Source organism: Acidisphaera rubrifaciens HS-AP3, assembly GCF_000964365.1.
Lineage (GTDB): Bacteria > Pseudomonadota > Alphaproteobacteria > Acetobacterales > Acetobacteraceae > Acidisphaera > Acidisphaera rubrifaciens.
The window spans coordinates 1-16296 of the sequence record NZ_BANB01000045.1 but is presented as its reverse complement, the minus strand read 5'-3'; the positions used below and the strand labels follow the sequence as shown (position 1 = coordinate 16296).

Annotated in this window: 17 protein-coding genes; 10 read left to right on the top strand and 7 right to left on the bottom strand. The window is 69.3% G+C overall.

The features are described 5' to 3' along the window. Window positions 1-15: 15 nt before the first annotated feature. Window positions 16-801 carry an SDR family oxidoreductase gene (locus B8460_RS01490; protein WP_048859798.1) on the top strand — a complete coding sequence of 262 codons (786 nt, stop codon included), beginning with the start codon at window positions 16-18 and terminating at the stop codon, window positions 799-801. A gap of 17 nt (window positions 802-818) precedes the next feature. On the opposite strand, the gene B8460_RS01485 is transcribed toward B8460_RS01490, so the two are convergent. From B8460_RS01485 to fusA, 3 genes are all read right to left on the bottom strand, one after another. Beyond that, window positions 819-1091, bottom strand: a complete 273-nt coding sequence (locus B8460_RS01485; RefSeq protein WP_048859797.1) for a hypothetical protein — start codon at window positions 1089-1091, stop codon at window positions 819-821. 85 nt (window positions 1092-1176) lie between these two features. Then, window positions 1177-1503, bottom strand: coding sequence for a hypothetical protein (locus B8460_RS01480; protein WP_048859796.1), 327 nt, complete (start codon window positions 1501-1503; stop codon window positions 1177-1179). 7 nt (window positions 1504-1510) lie between these two features. Further along, entirely contained in the window at window positions 1511-3598 is a 2088-nt protein-coding gene (gene fusA / locus B8460_RS01475) for an elongation factor G (RefSeq protein ID WP_048859795.1), read from the bottom strand. A gap of 76 nt (window positions 3599-3674) precedes the next feature. On the opposite strand from fusA, the gene B8460_RS01470 reads away from it, so the two are divergent. From B8460_RS01470 to B8460_RS01445, 6 genes are all read left to right on the top strand, one after another. Then, the gene (locus B8460_RS01470) at window positions 3675-5654 is read left to right on the top strand and encodes a transketolase-like TK C-terminal-containing protein (protein ID WP_084623104.1); all 1980 of its coding nucleotides are present in this window, start codon (window positions 3675-3677) and stop codon (window positions 5652-5654) included. A gap of 21 nt (window positions 5655-5675) precedes the next feature. Then, window positions 5676-6689, top strand: a complete 1014-nt coding sequence (gene gap / locus B8460_RS01465; protein ID WP_048859793.1) for a type I glyceraldehyde-3-phosphate dehydrogenase — start codon at window positions 5676-5678, stop codon at window positions 6687-6689. Window position 6690: 1 nt separating this feature from the next. After that, window positions 6691-7884 (top strand): phosphoglycerate kinase, encoded by a 1194-nt coding sequence (locus B8460_RS01460; protein ID WP_048859792.1) that lies wholly within the window; start codon window positions 6691-6693, stop codon window positions 7882-7884. A gap of 56 nt (window positions 7885-7940) precedes the next feature. Continuing rightward, the gene (locus B8460_RS01455) at window positions 7941-8207 is read left to right on the top strand and encodes a hypothetical protein (protein ID WP_048859791.1); all 267 of its coding nucleotides are present in this window, start codon (window positions 7941-7943) and stop codon (window positions 8205-8207) included. A 139-nt stretch (window positions 8208-8346) separates the two neighbouring features. Then, window positions 8347-8907 (top strand): NUDIX domain-containing protein, encoded by a 561-nt coding sequence (locus tag B8460_RS01450; protein ID WP_048859790.1) that lies wholly within the window; start codon window positions 8347-8349, stop codon window positions 8905-8907. Beyond that, window positions 8904-9305, top strand: coding sequence for a hypothetical protein (locus tag B8460_RS01445; protein WP_148360225.1), 402 nt, complete (start codon window positions 8904-8906; stop codon window positions 9303-9305). The genes B8460_RS01450 and B8460_RS01445 overlap by 4 nt, the downstream gene beginning before the upstream one ends. Here the strand turns inward: B8460_RS01445 and B8460_RS01440 are convergent. The 3 genes from B8460_RS01440 to B8460_RS01430 all read right to left on the bottom strand — a co-directional run bounded on the left by B8460_RS01440 (window position 9286) and on the right by B8460_RS01430 (window position 12908). After that, a complete protein-coding gene (locus tag B8460_RS01440) occupies window positions 9286-10221 on the bottom strand; it encodes a ferritin-like domain-containing protein (RefSeq protein ID WP_373855598.1) in 936 nt (311 codons plus the stop codon). The two genes, B8460_RS01445 and B8460_RS01440, sit on opposite strands and share 20 nt — an antisense overlap. Window positions 10222-10226: 5 nt before the next feature. Continuing rightward, window positions 10227-11483 (bottom strand): sulfotransferase family protein, encoded by a 1257-nt coding sequence (locus B8460_RS01435; protein WP_148360223.1) that lies wholly within the window; start codon window positions 11481-11483, stop codon window positions 10227-10229. 135 nt (window positions 11484-11618) lie between these two features. Continuing rightward, complete coding sequence (locus tag B8460_RS01430) at window positions 11619-12908, bottom strand: Zn-dependent hydrolase (protein ID WP_048859787.1); 1290 nt, start codon at window positions 12906-12908, stop codon at window positions 11619-11621. 143 nt (window positions 12909-13051) lie between these two features. Between B8460_RS01430 and B8460_RS01425 the strand changes: the two genes are divergently transcribed. Together B8460_RS01425 and B8460_RS01420 are read left to right on the top strand one after the other, a co-directional pair. After that, entirely contained in the window at window positions 13052-13513 is a 462-nt protein-coding gene (locus tag B8460_RS01425; RefSeq protein WP_158322656.1) for a hypothetical protein, read from the top strand. A 35-nt stretch (window positions 13514-13548) separates the two neighbouring features. Continuing rightward, window positions 13549-14436, top strand: a complete 888-nt coding sequence (locus tag B8460_RS01420; protein WP_241771059.1) for a DMT family transporter — start codon at window positions 13549-13551, stop codon at window positions 14434-14436. A 12-nt stretch (window positions 14437-14448) separates the two neighbouring features. On the opposite strand, the gene B8460_RS01415 is transcribed toward B8460_RS01420, so the two are convergent. Further along, window positions 14449-15207 (bottom strand): DsbA family protein, encoded by a 759-nt coding sequence (locus tag B8460_RS01415; protein WP_048859785.1) that lies wholly within the window; start codon window positions 15205-15207, stop codon window positions 14449-14451. A 316-nt stretch (window positions 15208-15523) separates the two neighbouring features. Here B8460_RS01415 and B8460_RS01410 point away from each other — a divergent pair. Next, the coding region (locus tag B8460_RS01410; protein WP_048859784.1) for a gamma-glutamyltransferase at window positions 15524-16296 on the top strand (773 nt) is incomplete at its 3' end.

Below are 16296 nucleotides of genomic sequence, written 5' to 3'. Positions count from 1 at the left end.
GCCAAGGAGACGGGCATGATCAGCGGCGCACGAACACCCCTCACGGTTGATCTCGGCGGGCTGCGGGTGGCGATCACGGCGGGTGCCGCCGGGATCGGGCGGGTGATGGCCGACAGCTACGCCGCCTGCGGCGCGTCGGTCTTTATCTCCGACATCGATGAACAGGCACTGTCTGACAGCGCCTATCCTGGGATGCGCGCCGACGCCGGCGTCAGTTCCGACATGGAGGGCTTCATCGACGCTGCCGTCACGCATCTCGGCGGCCTTGACGTGCTGGTCAACAACGCCGGCATCGCCGGTCCGACGAAGCGGGCGGAGGACCTGACGCCGGCGGAGGTGGAGGAGACCTTGCGCGTCGACCTCGCGTCGATGTTTCACACCGCGAGGCGCGCCATTCCGGCTCTGCGGCAGGCCGGCGGCGGATCGATCATCAATCTCAGCTCCGCTGCCGGCCGTTTCGGCTTCGCTTTGCGTAGCCCCTACTCGGCGGCGAAATGGGGCGTTATCGGACTGACGAAGACGCTTGCGATCGAGCTTGGACCGAGAGGGATCAGGGTTAACGCCATCCTTCCCGGCCTGGTGGACGGCCCGCGCATCAGGCGGGTGCTCAGCGCGAAGGCGCAGGCAGCCGGTATCGGCGAGAACGAGCAGACGGAGCGATCCGTCGCGACGACATCGCTCCGCTGCTTCGTTACCCAGCACGACATCGCCAACATGGCGCTTTATCTCAGCAGCCCGTTCGGCGCGACGATCAGCGGGCAGGCCCTCGCGATCGACGGAGACATGCAGACGCTGATGTAGCGCCTGCGGCCACGCCGTCAGTGCGTCGCGGTATCGGGCGCCCCACCGGTCGCGGGCGTCCCGGCGGTCGGCGTGGCCTCACGCTGCCGCTGCTGCGCGACCTTGGCATGGTGGTGACCCACGGCGCAGCCGGCCGCAGCGCCGAGTACGCCGTGATGAACCATGTGGCCGGCCACGCCGCCGACGACGGCGCCAGTAAGACAACCGGCGCTTGCCGGCTGGGCGGTCATCGTCGCGACGCCGAACGACAGGGTCAAACCGGCAAGGGCAAGGTAGCGGGTGCGCATCATGTGCTCCTGTGATTGGCAGCAGCGATCAGACGCATCCGACGGAAAAACGTTTCATCAACCTTAAAGATTTATGAAACGGTTCAGCTTACGGGCGTCCGCGCCCGGCGAGCGCCGCCTCGGCCGTCCTGACCGCCTGCAGCGGCAGCGCGGCACGCCCCACCACCTTGCCGCCGATATAGGCAAGCCACGCGGCCCCCGCAGGCGCGGGTGGCCGCAATTCGATGATGCGGGCCTCCTCGTCGAGCGGCACCGCGGCGTGGCGGCGCCAGTCCCCGAGCGTGGGACCGCGCAAACGAACGACGCGGGCGATCGGTGCGCCCGCGTCGTCTAGTCCGATCCATTCGAGGGTGCGGCCTTCGCCGCCACCCTCGTCCGCCCGTCCCCGCGTCCAGTGCAGCCGCGGTGCGCTCACTGGTGCGTCAGGCGCTCTTTTTCACCAGCTCGTCCGCGATGTTCCGCGGCACCGGATCATAGTGGTGGAACTGCATGGTGAAGCTCGCGCGCCCCTTGGTCATGCTGCGCAGGTCGGAGATATAGCCGAACATCTCCTTCAGCGGCACGTGGCTGCGCACGATCACGGTCGAGCCCGAGCTTTCCTGGTTCTGGATCATGCCGCGGCGGCGATTGATGTCGCCCACCACGTCGCCGACATGGTCCTGCGGCGTCGTCACCTCCACGTCCATGATCGGCTCGAGGATGATCGGGCTCGCCTTCTTCATGCCCTCGCGGAAGCAGGCCTTGGCCGCGATTTCGAACGCCAGCGCCGAGCTGTCGACGTCGTGATACTTGCCGTCCACCAGCGTGTATTTGAAATCGACGGTCGGGAAGCCCGCGAGCACACCCGTCTCGGCCTGCACCTTGATGCCCTTCTCGACCGCCGGAATGTATTCCCGCGGCACCGAACCGCCGACGACGGCGTTCTCGAAGGTGATGCCGGCGTTACGTTCCTGCGGCTCGAAGACGATCTTCACCTCGGCGAACTGACCAGAGCCGCCCGTCTGCTTCTTGTGGGTGTAGACCTCGGTATGCGGCTTGCTGATCGTCTCGCGATAGGCGACCTGCGGCGCGCCGATGTTGCAGTCGACGCCGTATTCGCGACGCAGCCGGTCGATGATGATTTCGAGATGCAGCTCGCCCATGCCGGACAGGATCGTCTGGCCGCTCTCCTGATCGGTCTTGAGACGCAGCGACGGGTCCTCCGCCGCGAGCTTCTGCAGACCGAGCGACATCTTCTCGACCGCATCCTTCGTCTTCGGCTCGACAGAGATGTCGATCACCGGCACCGGGAAGGCCATGCGCTCCAGCACCACCGGATCGTCGGACGAGGCGAGGGTGTCACCCGTCTGGGTGTCCTTCAGCCCGACAAAGGCCGCGATATCTCCGGCCGAGACTTCCTTGATCTCGGCGCGCTTGTCCGCGTGCATCTGGAACATGCGGCCGATGCGCTCGCGGTGCCCCTTGGTCGTGTTCTGCACCATGTCGCCGCTTTTCAGCGTGCCGGCGTAGACGCGGACAAAGGTAAGGGTGCCGTACTTGTCGTTGATGATCTTGAACGCCAGACCGGCGAACGGCGCGCTCGGATCGGCCTTGATACGCCGACGGTCGGAGTGCTCGCCGTCCTCCTCCCCTTCCTCGGCGGCGATGCTGATGCCGGGGACGTCGACCGGGCTCGGCAGGTAGTCGAGCACCGCGTCGAGCAGCGGCTGCACGCCCTTGTTCTTGAATGCGGTGCCGCACAGCACCGGACGGAAGACGCCGCTGATGGCGCCGGCCTTGATGCAGCGCTTCAGGGTCGCGACTTCGACGTCGCCCTTCTCGAAATATTCCTCCATCGCCGCGTCGTCGACGGACAGCGCCGTGTCGAGCAGCAGCTGGCGATATTCCTTGGCCTTATCCGCCAGATCCGCCGGGATCGGCTCGTCGTGGTACTTCGCCCCCAGCTCACCGCCTTCCCAGACGATGGCCTTCATCTCCACGAGATCGACGACGCCGACGAACTGGTCCTCGATCCCGATCGGGAGCTGCAGCGGCAGCGCCACGATGTCGAGCTTCTCCTTCAGCGTATCGAACGCGCGGTAGAAGTCGGCACCGGTGCGGTCGAGCTTGTTGATGAAGATAATGCGCGGCACGTTGTAGCGGTCGGCGAGGCGCCAGTTGGTCTCGCTCTGCGGCTGCACGCCGGCCACGCCCTCGATGATGAATACCGCGCCGTCCAGAACGCGGAGGCTGCGATTCACCTCGATGTTGAAGTCGATGTGGCCGGGCGTGTCGATGATGTTGATGCGGTGGTTCTTCCACTCGCACGTCACGGCGGCGGAGGTGATGGTGATCCCCCGCTCGCGCTCCTGCTCCATGTAGTCGGTCGTGGTGTTGCCTTCGTGCACCTCGCCGATCTTATGGGATACGCCGGTGTAGTACAGGATGCGCTCGGTCGTCGTGGTCTTGCCCGCGTCGATATGCGCGGTGATGCCGATATTGCGGATCCGTTCGAGCGGGGTCGCGGCCAAGGCGGATGCCCTCCATGCATGACGGGCGCGGCAAGGCCCATGCCCCGCGCGCCCGTTCAGGTATCCGGTTCATGACATGCCCGACCCAGGCGGGCGTCTTCAGACCGGCGTCAAAACTGCACCTGACATGGCGGAGCGGGCGGATTTTTGCAAGCCATCTGTGGCGCCGCAAGCGCGGTCGCCGGCTTGCCGGGGGGGCGCCGAGCGCCTAAGAGCGCGCCGTACTAGAGAGACTGGAATGGCAGCCAACGCAGCCCGCCTGGTCCGCCGCGATGCACCCGGCACCGACGACCCGCCGCACGCAGCCTCGCCAATCGCGGCCCCCATGTCCGTCGATTCCGCATCTCGTCCAACCGGGACGGCTGCCGTGCTGCGCGCGCTCTGGGCTGGTGTTCTGAAATACGACGCCGCCGACCCTGCGTGGCCGGACCGGGACCGGCTCGTGCTTGCCGATCCAGCCGCGCCTTTCGCCTCCGCTCACATGCTGACGGGCCTCGGCCACACCGCGCCGGCCTACGATCCGCTGCTGGCCTGCGACCCCGGCGGCATGGTCACGCCCGTCGGTCCCAGCCGGCTGCCCCCCGGCCTGGGGCTCGGCACCGCCGTCGGGTTGGCGGCCGCGGAACGGCTGCTGGCCGCGCGCTTCGGACGCAGTCTCGTCGACCATCGGACATGGGTGCTGGTCGGCCCGGATGACCTCGCCAGCGGCCCGGGGCAGGAGGCGCTCGATCTTGCCGCCCGACTGCACCTCAGTCGCCTGGTTGTCGTCCTGACGGCGAATGGTCCGGCGCCCATGGAGCGGCTCGCGCGACAGGCGCAGGCGACGGGGTGGGCCGTCCGGCATGTCCGCCCTGGCGATGCGGGGGCGTTGCCGGCCGCCCTTTCGTTCGCACTGCGGGGCCGCCGCCCGACGCTCATCCTGTGCCCGGCCGACGAGGCGTCCAGTGCCGCTGGCGCTGATCCCGCCGATTACGAGTCCGATGCCGCGCACTGGCAGGCCGCCGACGCCCGATCGGCACCCGCCCGCCGTGCATGGCTGCGCCGGCTTGCCCAGCACCCCTTGCGCGACGAACATGACCGCGCCGCGGGACGGCGGCGCTCCGATGACGCGCACGAGGTGGTGGGCACCCTTCGCAAGGCCATCGCGGCGACCACGCCGGCACCCAGCCCCGCCGCCGCGGCCCGCGACGTGCTGGACGGGCTGATGACCGCCACGCCGGAGCTGGTGCTGGTCCGCGGCGGTCGCCCGGGCGATGCGGAGTGGCCGCCGCCCGAGGCGCATCGCGGCCGCGCGGTGGACTGCGGTGCCTGCACGGCCGGTCTCGGGGCGGTCCTGCTCGGGCTTGCCTTACATGGGGGGCTCGTGCCGGTCGCGCAGGTATCGGCCGAGACCTGCGACAGCCTGCGGCCGGCCCTGCGCATAGCGGCCCGCCGGCAGCTCCCGATCACATGCTTCATGACGGAGGACGCGCACGGCACCGCGTCGGATGGATTGCTGGCCTCGCTCCGCGCCGTGTCCAATCTGCTCGTGCTGCGGCCTGGCGACGCGGTCGAGGCCGCCGAGTGCTGCGACATCGCGCTGCGCCGCACCGACGGTCCCACCGCCGTCTTTCTGGGGACTGACGCCGTCGCGGCGCTCCCGCGCCCCGAGGCGGCGCAGCCGGTCGCACGCGGCGGATATCTGGTGGAAGCCGCCGACGGGGAGCCGGAGGCGACCCTGATTGCGACGGGAACCGACCTTGCCGTTGCCCGCGCGGCGCAGGCGGAGCTGGCGGCCGAAGGCATTGCGGTCGCCGTCGCCGCCCTGCCCTGCTGGGAGCTCTTTGCCGTCCAGGACGACGCCTATCGCCAGACCGTCCTCGGCACCGCGCCCCGGATCGGCATCGAACGCGGGGCACGGTTGGGATGGGAGCGCTGGATCGGCGAGGACGGCGCCTTTATTGATCCGACCGCCGGGCCCGGCACGCAACCGGGTCAGTCTTTCGGCATTTCCTGCGCTACCGTTATAGAAACGGTCAGAATGCGGGTCATGAAGGCGCGCTGCACACGGTCGTAACGGCAAACGAAAGGGTTGGAAATGCCAGTCAAGGTCGCAATCAACGGGTTCGGACGCATCGGGCGGCTCGTGCTGCGGGCAATGATCGAAAGCGGGCGCACCGATATCGAGCCGGTCGCGATCAACGATTTGGGCAGCACGGAGGCCAACGCGCACCTGTTTCGCTACGATAGCGTGCACGGGCGATTCCCCGGCGAGGTGCTGGTCGACGGCGAGACGATCCTGATCCGCCATGGCGGTCGCACCTATGGCCCGATCCGTGTCTCCGCGGAGCGTGACCCCAGCCGCGTGCCATTCGGTGGCGTGGACGTGGCCATGGAGTGCACGGGCATCTTCACCAAGCGTGAGCAGGCGGCGAAGCTGCTCGAGGCCGGCGCGCGCAAGGTGCTGATCTCCGCCCCCGCCGACGGCGTCGACGCGACCATCGTCTATGGCGTGAACCACAAATCCATCACGCCGCAGATGCAGATCATCTCCAACGCATCCTGCACGACCAACTGTCTCGCCCCGATGGCGAAGGTGCTGCACGATACGTTCGGCATCCTGCGTGGCTACATGGTGACCGTGCACGCCTATACGGGCGATCAGAACACCGTGGACACGCTGCACAAGGATCTGCATCGCGCGCGTGCCGCCGCCGTCTCGACGATCCCGACGACCACCGGCGCCGCGCGGGCGGTCGGCCTCGTGCTGCCGGAGCTGAAGGGAAAGCTCGACGGTACGGCCATCCGCGTGCCGGTGCCCAACGTATCACTCGTCTCGCTCGACGTGAACCTCGCGAAGCCCGCGACGACGGAGGCCATCAACGACGCCTTCCGGCACGCGGCCGAAGGTGAGCTGCGCGGCATCATCGATTACAACACGCACAAGCTCGTCAGCATCGACTTCAACCATTCGCCGGCCTCGTGCAGCTTCGATGCGACGCAGACCGCGGTGGTTGATGGCGCGCTCGCCCGCGTGATGGGCTGGTACGATAACGAGTGGGGCTTCTCGTCGCGCATGTCCGACACGGCAGCGCTGTTCGGCAGCCTGTGACATGGCGGGGTGGCGAACACTCGACGGCGTCGATGTCGTCGGCAAACGCGTGCTGCTGCGCGCCGATCTCAACGTGCCGATGCATGACGGGCAGATCACCGACCGGACCCGGCTCGAACGCCTGACGCCCACGATCCGCGAACTTGCCGCCGGCGGGGCGCGGGTGATCGTCACCAGCCACTTCGACCGTCCGAAGGGCAAGCGGGTGCCGGCGATGTCGCTGGCGCCCGTGGCGACGGCCCTGGCGGACATCCTGGGAAAGCCCGTCGCCTTCGCCGACGACTGCATCGGCCCGGTGGCGGAACAGGCAGTCGGGCGCCTCGGCGACGGCGACATCCTCGTCCTGGAAAATACCCGCTTCCATGCCGGCGAGGAGAACAACGATCCTGCCTTCGCGGCGGCGCTGGCCGCGCTGGCGGATCTGTACGTGAACGACGCGTTCTCGACCGCCCACCGGGCGCATGCCAGCACGGAGGGGGTGGCCCACATCCTGCCGTCCCACGCGGGTCGACTGATGCAGGCGGAGCTGGAGGCGCTGGATGCCGCCCTCGGCCATCCGCAGCGGCCCGTGGCCGCGATCGTCGCCGGGTCGAAAGTGTCGACCAAGCTCGAACTGCTCGGCAACCTGGTGTCCAAGGTCGACGTGCTGGTGATCGGCGGCGCCATGGCCAACACATTCCTCGCCGCCGAGGGCGCGGGCATGGGCAAGTCGCTGCAGGAGCCCGACATGCATGCGACCGCGCGTGACATCCGCGCGCGGGCTAAGGCTGCCGGCTGCGCGATCATGCTTCCGATCGATGTGGTGATCGCCCGCAAGCTCGAAGCAGGCGCCCCGAGCGAGACGGTCCCGGTGGGCGCCGTGCCGGCGGATGCGATGGCGCTCGATGTCGGGCCGGCCACGGTATCCGTGCTGTCGGACGGGCTCGGAGCCATGAAAACCCTCGTCTGGAACGGGCCGCTCGGCGCGTTCGAGACCCCGCCCTTCGACCGCGCGACCGTGGCGCTCGCCCATACGGTCGCGAACCTCACGCAGGCAGGACGACTCGTGTCGGTCGCGGGCGGCGGCGACACCGTCTCGGCGCTGCGTCACGCGGGTGTGCTGGACCGCCTGACTTATGTCTCCGCGGCCGGGGGCGCCTTCCTCGAATGGATGGAGGGCAAGTCGCTGCCGGGCGTCGCGGCGCTCATGGGGTGATGGGGCGCGAGCCGCAGCCCCTTGCGCCCGGGCGCGTGTTAACCCAATTTTGAGACATGTCGCTGATGCTCCTCGGCATGACCTCTTCGGGTTCACTCGCCGCCTTCACCGCGGCAGCCCCCCAGGCGCAAGGGCTCGGATCGTCCGGCCTGCGCGCGACCGGCCCGGTGCCCGGTATATCCCCGGTGGCGGCGACGGGGGGCGCGGCCGCTTCACAGGGAAGCGCCGCCCAGTCGGGGCGCGCCCAGAACCTGCCGCAACCCGGCGCGCCACCCCCGGCCACCACCTTGCCGCGCGGGTCGCTGCTCGACCTGTCGGTCTGACGTAAGAGGCGGCCGCGCGGGTGCCCTGACCACCCGCCGTGCTCAAAAGTGATGCATGGCTGACACGCGCCGTCGCCAAGATGACAGCGTGGCGAATCCGTCACTTGCGGCCTGAGCAGGGTGCGGGCTTTCTTGGCGCATGCCAGATTTCATCCGCCGCTTGCCGGCAGGTGACGAACGCGAACGACGGGTTTGTGGAACCTGCGGCTTCATAGATTACGAAAACCCGCGGGTGGTCGTGGGCACCGTCGTCGTCGATGACGGATGCGTCCTGCTGTGCCGCCGCGAGATCGAGCCGCGCCGCGGTTACTGGACCTTGCCCGCTGGCTTTCTCGAACTCGGCGAGACGATCGAGGACGGCGCCCGGCGGGAGGCGTGGGAGGAAGCGCGCGCCCGAATCTCGCTCGACGGGGTCCTCGCGCTCTACAGCATCAGCCGTATCGGACAGGTGCAGGTCATGTTCCGGGGTCGCTTCGACGGCCCCGCCGCGTTCGCCGCCGGGCCGGAGAGCCAGGATGTGGCGCTGTATCGCTGGGACGATATCCCGTGGGACAGCCTCGCTTTTCCCTCGGTGCGCTGGGCTCTGCATGCGTGGCGCGCCGTAGGCGATGGCCCGCTCGGCGCACCTGCGGGCAACCCGGTCGAAGATCCCCGCGGCGCCCACCCGCTCGCCCCCGCTGGCACGGAGACGGCGCAATGAACCGCCACCGCCACCGCCGCCATGCCGCCTCGCTTTGGACGGCGTTGCTTTGCGCCGCAACGGGGATGGTTGCCGCCGGCACGGCCATGGCCGCCGGGACCCGCTACGTGCATCGTCCCACCGACGCTGCCGCGTTCGAGGTCTCACCCGCCGATAACGGCCTGCCGATACCGCCGATACCGCCGCCGTTGCCGCAAACCTACTCCGCCGCGCCCGTTCCCGGCGAGGCGACGCCGGTGCCCGAGGCGCAGGAGACCGGCACGCACCTTTCCCCGGAAGTGTTCAATCCTCGGTTTTACGACGAGGGAAACGGATACCTCGCGCATTCGACGATGCACAGCGAACAGGATCGGCGGGTGCCACCCGCCGGCCTTCAGCTCAGCATGCCGCTGCAGTAGCTGGCGTCGCTGGCCGCCGCAGGAAGAATCGGATGAACCGCGCCAGTGCAGGCGCCGTGGTGGGCCGTCGCAGACGGGGATCATAGCCGGCCATCCGCCGGTCATTCTCGGCCAGACAGATATCGATCAGCTCGCGCAGGCTGACATCCACGTTGCTCACGGCCTTGCTGCCGGTGACCGTGAAGTTGTTGTCCTGCGCCGACGCCTCGCCACCGCCGCCCACGCCGCGCGCGATGCCGATCCGCTCGATCCCGAGAAAGACCCAGACCGCGGCCACCTTGAGCTCGAACCACGGCCTGCGCCACCACGGCATGGTGCGGCGATGCCAGGCCACCCAGTTCGCGAACAGGATGATGTGGCGCGTCTCTTCCTGGATCACCGGCTCGAACGTGTCGACCAGCGCCGGCGGAAAGAAGCCGGACCGCTTCGCCAGCTCGAACAGGCCGAACGCAAAGAAGCTGTCGACGCATTCGCTGTAGCCGGTGACCATGTATGCCCATTCGGGGTCGCGCGGCGTTTTGTACTCCGGCTCCGGGGCGAGCTTGATGCCATAGGCTTCCACGAGGTTGCCGAGCACCTCGCGATGGCGCCCCTCCTCCCATCCGTTCAGTTCGACGGCCGCCCGCAGGTCCGGATCGGTCACCGAATAGGCGTAGGCCAGCATGCGCAGCTTGGCCTTGCCCTCGGTCTGGACCGCGATGTCCCAGATCGGCAGCGACACGAGCCGGTCGCGCGCCTCCGGTTCCAGACGCGGCCAGTCGATCACGGACGGCTTGTACGGATTGAACGTCTCGTGGAACATGCGACAGAAAGCGGTCTTGTGCGCCGCACTGCCGATCGGGAGGGACGCCGCCGGGCTTCGCCAGAAGCGGGCGCCGTGGTCGGCGGCGACGACATAGTCTGTGTCCAAGCGCATCTCCCTCATGCCGCCCGAATACGGGACTCCGGCGGGCCCATCGTCTCGTCACCCGGCAGGAACCGCTCGATATAGGCCGCGAACCGTTCCCGCTCCCGATCGGCCACGAGGCCGAAGGTCGACGGATGATAGCTGTTGCGTCCATAGCCCCCGTCAGGCCGCGCCTGGATCATGGCACCAATGCGCGCGGCTGCGGGCGCGCGCATCGTCAGGCCAAGCGCCTCGTACACCCGACAGACCGTCGCCCACGGATCGGCCACCAGCGCCCCGTGCGTGACATGTACGACCGGCAGGTCGTCACGACCCGCACTCTCCGTCGCCGCCACGATGCGCTGCGCCCCCAGAACCCAGCGGTCCGCGACCTGGCGGCCGATCTCGAGCCGGTCGATGCGTCGGGTGAATGGCGCGCGCAGGATCTCGGTCAGACGCGCGACGGAGGCCAGCACATGCCACGGGTCGCGATGGACGAACACGAAACGGGCATCGGGATAGGTGCGCCGGATCGCCTCGAAGGCGAAGACGTGATCGGGGCATTTCAACACCCAGCGCGCGTCCGGCTCCGGCTCGGTCTGCCGTTGCAGGTGGCGGAGGAAGCGGGCGTGAAAGGCATAAGCCGCGTCGTGTCCCTCGGCATCGAGCCAAGCGAGGTAGGACGGCACCCGGAAGGTCGTGTCGAAACGCAGGCTGCGGAACGTGTGCGCCGTGATCTCGCTGCATTCCTGGGGCGTCTCGGCCGTGATCGGATGCACCGAGGGAAGGTCGGGAGCAATGCGGGTGAACAGGGCGATCTGCCGTCCCACCTGCGCGATGCGCCGGTCCCGCCGCCGCGCCGCCGGCTTGTAGGGATAGACCGTCTGCCAGCAGCGCGGCGCCATCGTGTCCGGGTCCTGCGCCATGAGGGCGTGCAGGAAGCTGGTCCCGCTGCGCGGCAGGCCGAGGATGAACACTGGCCGCTCCACGGCCGTCTGCCCGATCGTGGGGCAAGCGGCCTCCTCCTCGTCGAGCCGGCGGGTGTTGGCGAGGAACCGGGCAATATCCCAGCGCAGGGCCGCCCGACCGAACAGGCTGAGCGATGCCTCCGCCTCGACGGCGCCCACGAGCATGCGCAGCGCCGCGCGCTGATCCGCGTGCGGCGACCAGTCGCCATCGCCGCAGGCCCGCTCAATCAGCTGATCGGCGTCCAGCCTCGCCTCGAAAAGATGCGAGCGCGCCGCCAGCCGGTCGGCGAAACGAAGAACCTCGGGCGGTCCGGGCAGCAACACCGTCAAATGCCTCCCCTCGCGGCAAGCCTCGTGATGACGACCGCATCGGCGGGTCGGCATGATAGCGCCATGGTTGGCAGCGGGTGCAGTGCGCGCCCGCCGGTTCAGATCAGCGCCGGACGACCGGCAAGATGGTCACAGCGGGCGATTGGCCCGCGCCAGGACCGCGTCCAGCAGAACCTGGCATCCCGCCGCCGCCTGGTCCGGGAGGATGCTTTCCGCCTCGTTGTGGCTGAGCCCGTCCTTGCAGGGGACGAAAATCATCGCCGTCGGGATGTGCCGCGCCACCGACACCGCGTCATGCCCGGCACCCGACACGATGTCCCGGGCGGAATAGCCGAGCCGCGCGGCGGCGTCGCGAACCAATGCAATACAGCTTGTGTCGAAAGGCTGCGCCTTGATCCGCAGCAGGGGCGTCAGCTGGAATTCGACGCCGCAATCGCGGGCGATGAAGCCGGCCTCGCGCGGAAACTGCGCCTCCAGCCGGGCGATCTCCTCGTCCGACGGATGGCGGAACTCGACCGAGAAGCGCACCTCACCGGGGATCACGTTATGACTGTTCGGCCGGACATGAAGCCGGCCGACCGTGCCCCGCCCGTCCTCGCCCCGCGCCCGCATCATCCGGTCCACCAGATCGATGATCCGCGCCGCGCAAACCAGCGCGTCGCGCCGGGCTGACGGCGGCGTGGTACCGGCATGGCTCTCCTGCCCGCGCGTCACCGCCTCGTAGAACACCATCGCCTGCGCGCCCGTGACGATGCCGATCTCGGTCTCCGACCGCTCCAGGATCGGTCCCTGTTCGATATGCAGCTCGAAATAGGCATCCGCCGGGAACGGCCGCGCCGGCTCCGGGCCGCGATAGCCGATCGCGTCCAGGCTCTGGCCGACGGTCTGCCCGTCCGCGTCGGCATAGGCCTCGACCTCCGCCTGTTCCAGCAGCCCGGCCCAGACGGCGGACCCCATCAGGCTGCGCCCGAAGCGGCTCCCCTCCTCGTCCGTCCAGTTCACCAGTTCAAGCGGCGCCTCGGTGGTCAGGCCGAGATCGGCGATGGTGCGCATCACCTCGAGCCCCGCCAGCACGCCGAGCGCGCCGTCGAACTTCCCGCCGGTCGGCTGGCTGTCGAGATGGCTGCCGAACAGCACGGGCGGCCGGGAGGGATCACGCCCCTCGCGCCGCGCGAACATGTTGCCCATGCCGTCCACGCGCACCGTCAGACCGGTCGCCGCGCACAGGGCGCGGAAGCGGTCGCGGCCCTGGCGGTCGAGATCACTCAAAGCGAGGCGACGCACCCCGCCCGCCGGCGTCGCGCCGATCTCGGCCATCTGCATCAGGCTGTCCCACAGCCGCCGGGCGTCGATGCGCTGATTGGTGCCGCGTGCGTCGGGCCCGCCTTTGGCCGTCCCGGTCTCCATGCCCGTGCTCATCCCGTCGGCCACTCCTGTCCCGATGCCGCCCGCCGCTTCTTGCCGCTTGCGACGCTTCCTGCAAGGTATTGGCCCCGCGCGCGGCACGCCGTCCATGATCCGCCAGCGCGCAATCCCATATCAACACGGCCGACGCAGACCTCATGCCCCGACGCACCGCCACGCGGATTTGCCCGCCTCTACTCCTGCTCGTGCCGCTCCTGATGGTGTTTGGCGGCTGCACCCTGATCGATCAGCGCACCTTTGCCCCCGAACCCGACATGCCGGCACCGACCCTGATCGCCGGAGCGGCCCTGCCGGAGAACCGGGTCCCGCTCGTCACGATCCGCTATGAAACGGCGAGCCCGGCCTACCAAGGTCCGCTGAACGCGGCGGTCAAGGCCGCCGAGTCGCAGCGACCGAACCTCGAATATGACGTAGTGGCCATCATTCCCCGCGTTCGCACCCCGGACGCACAGGCAGCCCAGATCAACGCCGGTCAGACGGACGCCGCCGAAATCATGCGCGCCATCGTCATGACCGGCATACAGGACAATCGTGTCCGTCTCTTCGCCCGTATCGACCCGAAGGCGGAGACGCGCGAGGTACGCGTCTACGTCCGATGAGCACCGGTCCGGTTGCCCGCGCCGCGGTACCTGCCGTGCCGGCCGCGGCAGTGGTCGAGCGGCGCGCCATCGGTCTTGGATTTTTGCTCGTCACCGCCTTCGGCTGGGGCATCAACTGGCCGATGATGCGGCTCGTTCTCGGCGAACTGCCGCCGCTGACGGCGCGCGCGCTCTCGGGGGCGGTTGGAACCGTGGTGGCGTTTGCCGCCGCCGCCCTGCTGCGCGAGCGGCTGCGGCCGCCCGCCGGACAATGGGGCGCGCTGCTGATCTCGACGATCCTGAACTTCAGCGCTTTCTCCGCCCTGTCGATCATGTGCGTGAAGCTGCTCGACGCGAGCGAGGCGGTGATCGTCGTCTATACGCTGCCGCTCTGGGCCGTATTGCTGGCCTGGCCGCTGCTGGGCGAGCGTCCGACGCCGGCCCGCATCGCTGCCCTCGTGATCGGCCTGTCCGGCGTGGTCGTGCTGATGAGCGGCCAGCTGCATTTCGATCAGGGCTGGACGACGCTCGCCGGGGTGCTGTGCGGCCTGGGCGCCTCGATCCTGTTCGCACTCGGCACCGTGCTGACGAAGCGCCGGCCGCTGGCGATGCCGCAACTCGCCGCCGTAGCGTGGCAGATCGGCCTCGGCACCATTCCGATCGCCGCTCTGGCACTGACCGAGACGCCGCACTGGGCCGGACTGACGCCGGGGATCTGGGCCGGCCTGGCCTATCTCGCCACCATCCCGCTAAGCCTCTGCTATTACACGTGGTTCCGCGCGCTGCACCTGCTTCCGGCATCGACCGCCACGATCGGTTCGCTGCTGGTCCCGATCATCGGGGTCTGCGTCGCGGCCCTCGCGTTGGGCGAGCCGCTCGGGGTGCGCCAGATCACGGCGCTTGTCCTGACGGTGGGCGGGGTGGCACTCGCCGCCAGGACGTGAGGGCTGCCGCGGTCAGTCTGCCTTCCGCGCGGTGGCGACCGCGCTTTCAAGCTCGGCGAGGCTCACCGCGCCCGGGATAAGCGTGCCGCCGACCACCAGCGCGGGCGTACCGGTGATGCCAAGCTCGTGGGCGAGGCGGAGATTCGTGTCGATGCGGGCCTGGATCGCGGGATCGTTCATGTCGCGCTCAAGCCGGTCGATATCGATACCGACCGCCGCGGCCGCCGCCCGGATACTGGCATCGCTCGGCGGCGCGCCGTCGCGCATCAGCACGGCGCGGAGGGCGTCGTACTTGTCCTGCCGCTGGGCCGCGAGCAGCGCCTTCGAGCCCAGCACGCTCGGCGCCCCCAGGATGGGCATGTCCTTATAGACAAGCCGCACGCCGCGGTCCGCCTGCATCAGCCGCGACAGATCGGGCTCCAGCCGCTTGCAGTAGGGGCAGCGCACGTCGAAAAACTCGACCACCGTCACGTCGCCCTTGGGGTTGCCGGCGGAGGGGTCCGACGCGGTGACAAGCTCGCTCCGCCGGGCGGCGATGGCCGCCTTGGCGGCGGCCTGCTGCCGCGCGTCATTGTCGGCCTGCAGTGCCTCCACCGCGTCACGCAGGATGGACGGGTCACGCTTCAGCGCGTCCCGGACGATGCGGACGATCTCGTCACGCTGCGCCGGGGTGAAGGCGGAGGTCGGCGGTGCGTCGCCGGCCCGGGCCGGCAGCGAGGCCGCCAGAAGCAGGCCGGCACACACCGCCAGCCGCCACACTTTATATATCATGCACCGCTCTCCCGCGCCGGACCGCCGCCGGCCCGGTGCCTTCGTGGCGCAGCCCGGGCCGCGGAGCAAGGGGCGGCCCAACGGGCGATAGCGACGTCACCGGACTCTCCGACGGTTGAAGCCGAGGGCGAAGGGCTATATGGCACCGCCGTCGTAACGCTCGACTCGCGTGCTCCCGCCCTGACGACGAAGGAAACCAGACACGGTGCCTTTCAGGTACACGGAGCCGTCCAGAACCGGCCCGTCCCGCAGCACACGCGCTGCCCGCACGCCCCGCCCTCGTGGCCTGCTCCGCTCCGCCGCCGTCTCGGCGCTGATGCTTCTGAACGGCTGCGGGCTGTTCGGCGGCGATGCGCCGCCTCCCGGGCAGCCGGGACAGGTCACGGGCTTTCTCGGCGGCGTCGTCGCCGACGAGCCGCGCGCGGCGCTGATCGGGCGGGAAATCCTGTCCGGCGGCGGCACCGCGGCGGATGCTGCCGTCGCCACAGGCTTCGCGCTCGCGGTCACGATGCCGTCGCGCGCCGGGCTCGGCGCCGGCGGGGCCTGCGTGGCCTATGATCCGTCGAGCGACGGGCCGAATGGCGGCGCGCCGGAAGCCGTGCTCTTCACGCCCGTCGACGGCGGCGGCGGCGGTGACCGGCCGGCTTCGGTCCCAATGCTGGCAAGGGGACTGTTCGCCCTCCATGCCCGCTACGGCCACCTGCCGTTCGAACTGCTGGTCAAGCAGGCCGCGGACCTGGCCGGCGCGGGTTTTCGCGTCTCCCGCGCCCTGTCGCGCGATCTGCAGGTGGTGGCCGGCCCGCTGATGGGCGATCCGAACGCGGCCGCCATCTTCGCGCCCGGCGGAAAGATCGCGACCGAAGGACAGTTGATCACCGAGGCCGATCTCGGCACGACACTCAACAGGCTGCGCACGTCCGGCGTGGGCGACTTTTATACCGGCGGTCTCGCGCAGCAGATCCAGCAACTCACCGCGCAGGCCGGCGGCGGCGTGACGCTGCCGGCGATGCGCGACGCGGTGCCGCGCCTGACGCCGCCGGTCACGATCCCGTTCGGCGCCGACCGCGCCTCGTTCGTCCCGCCACCCGC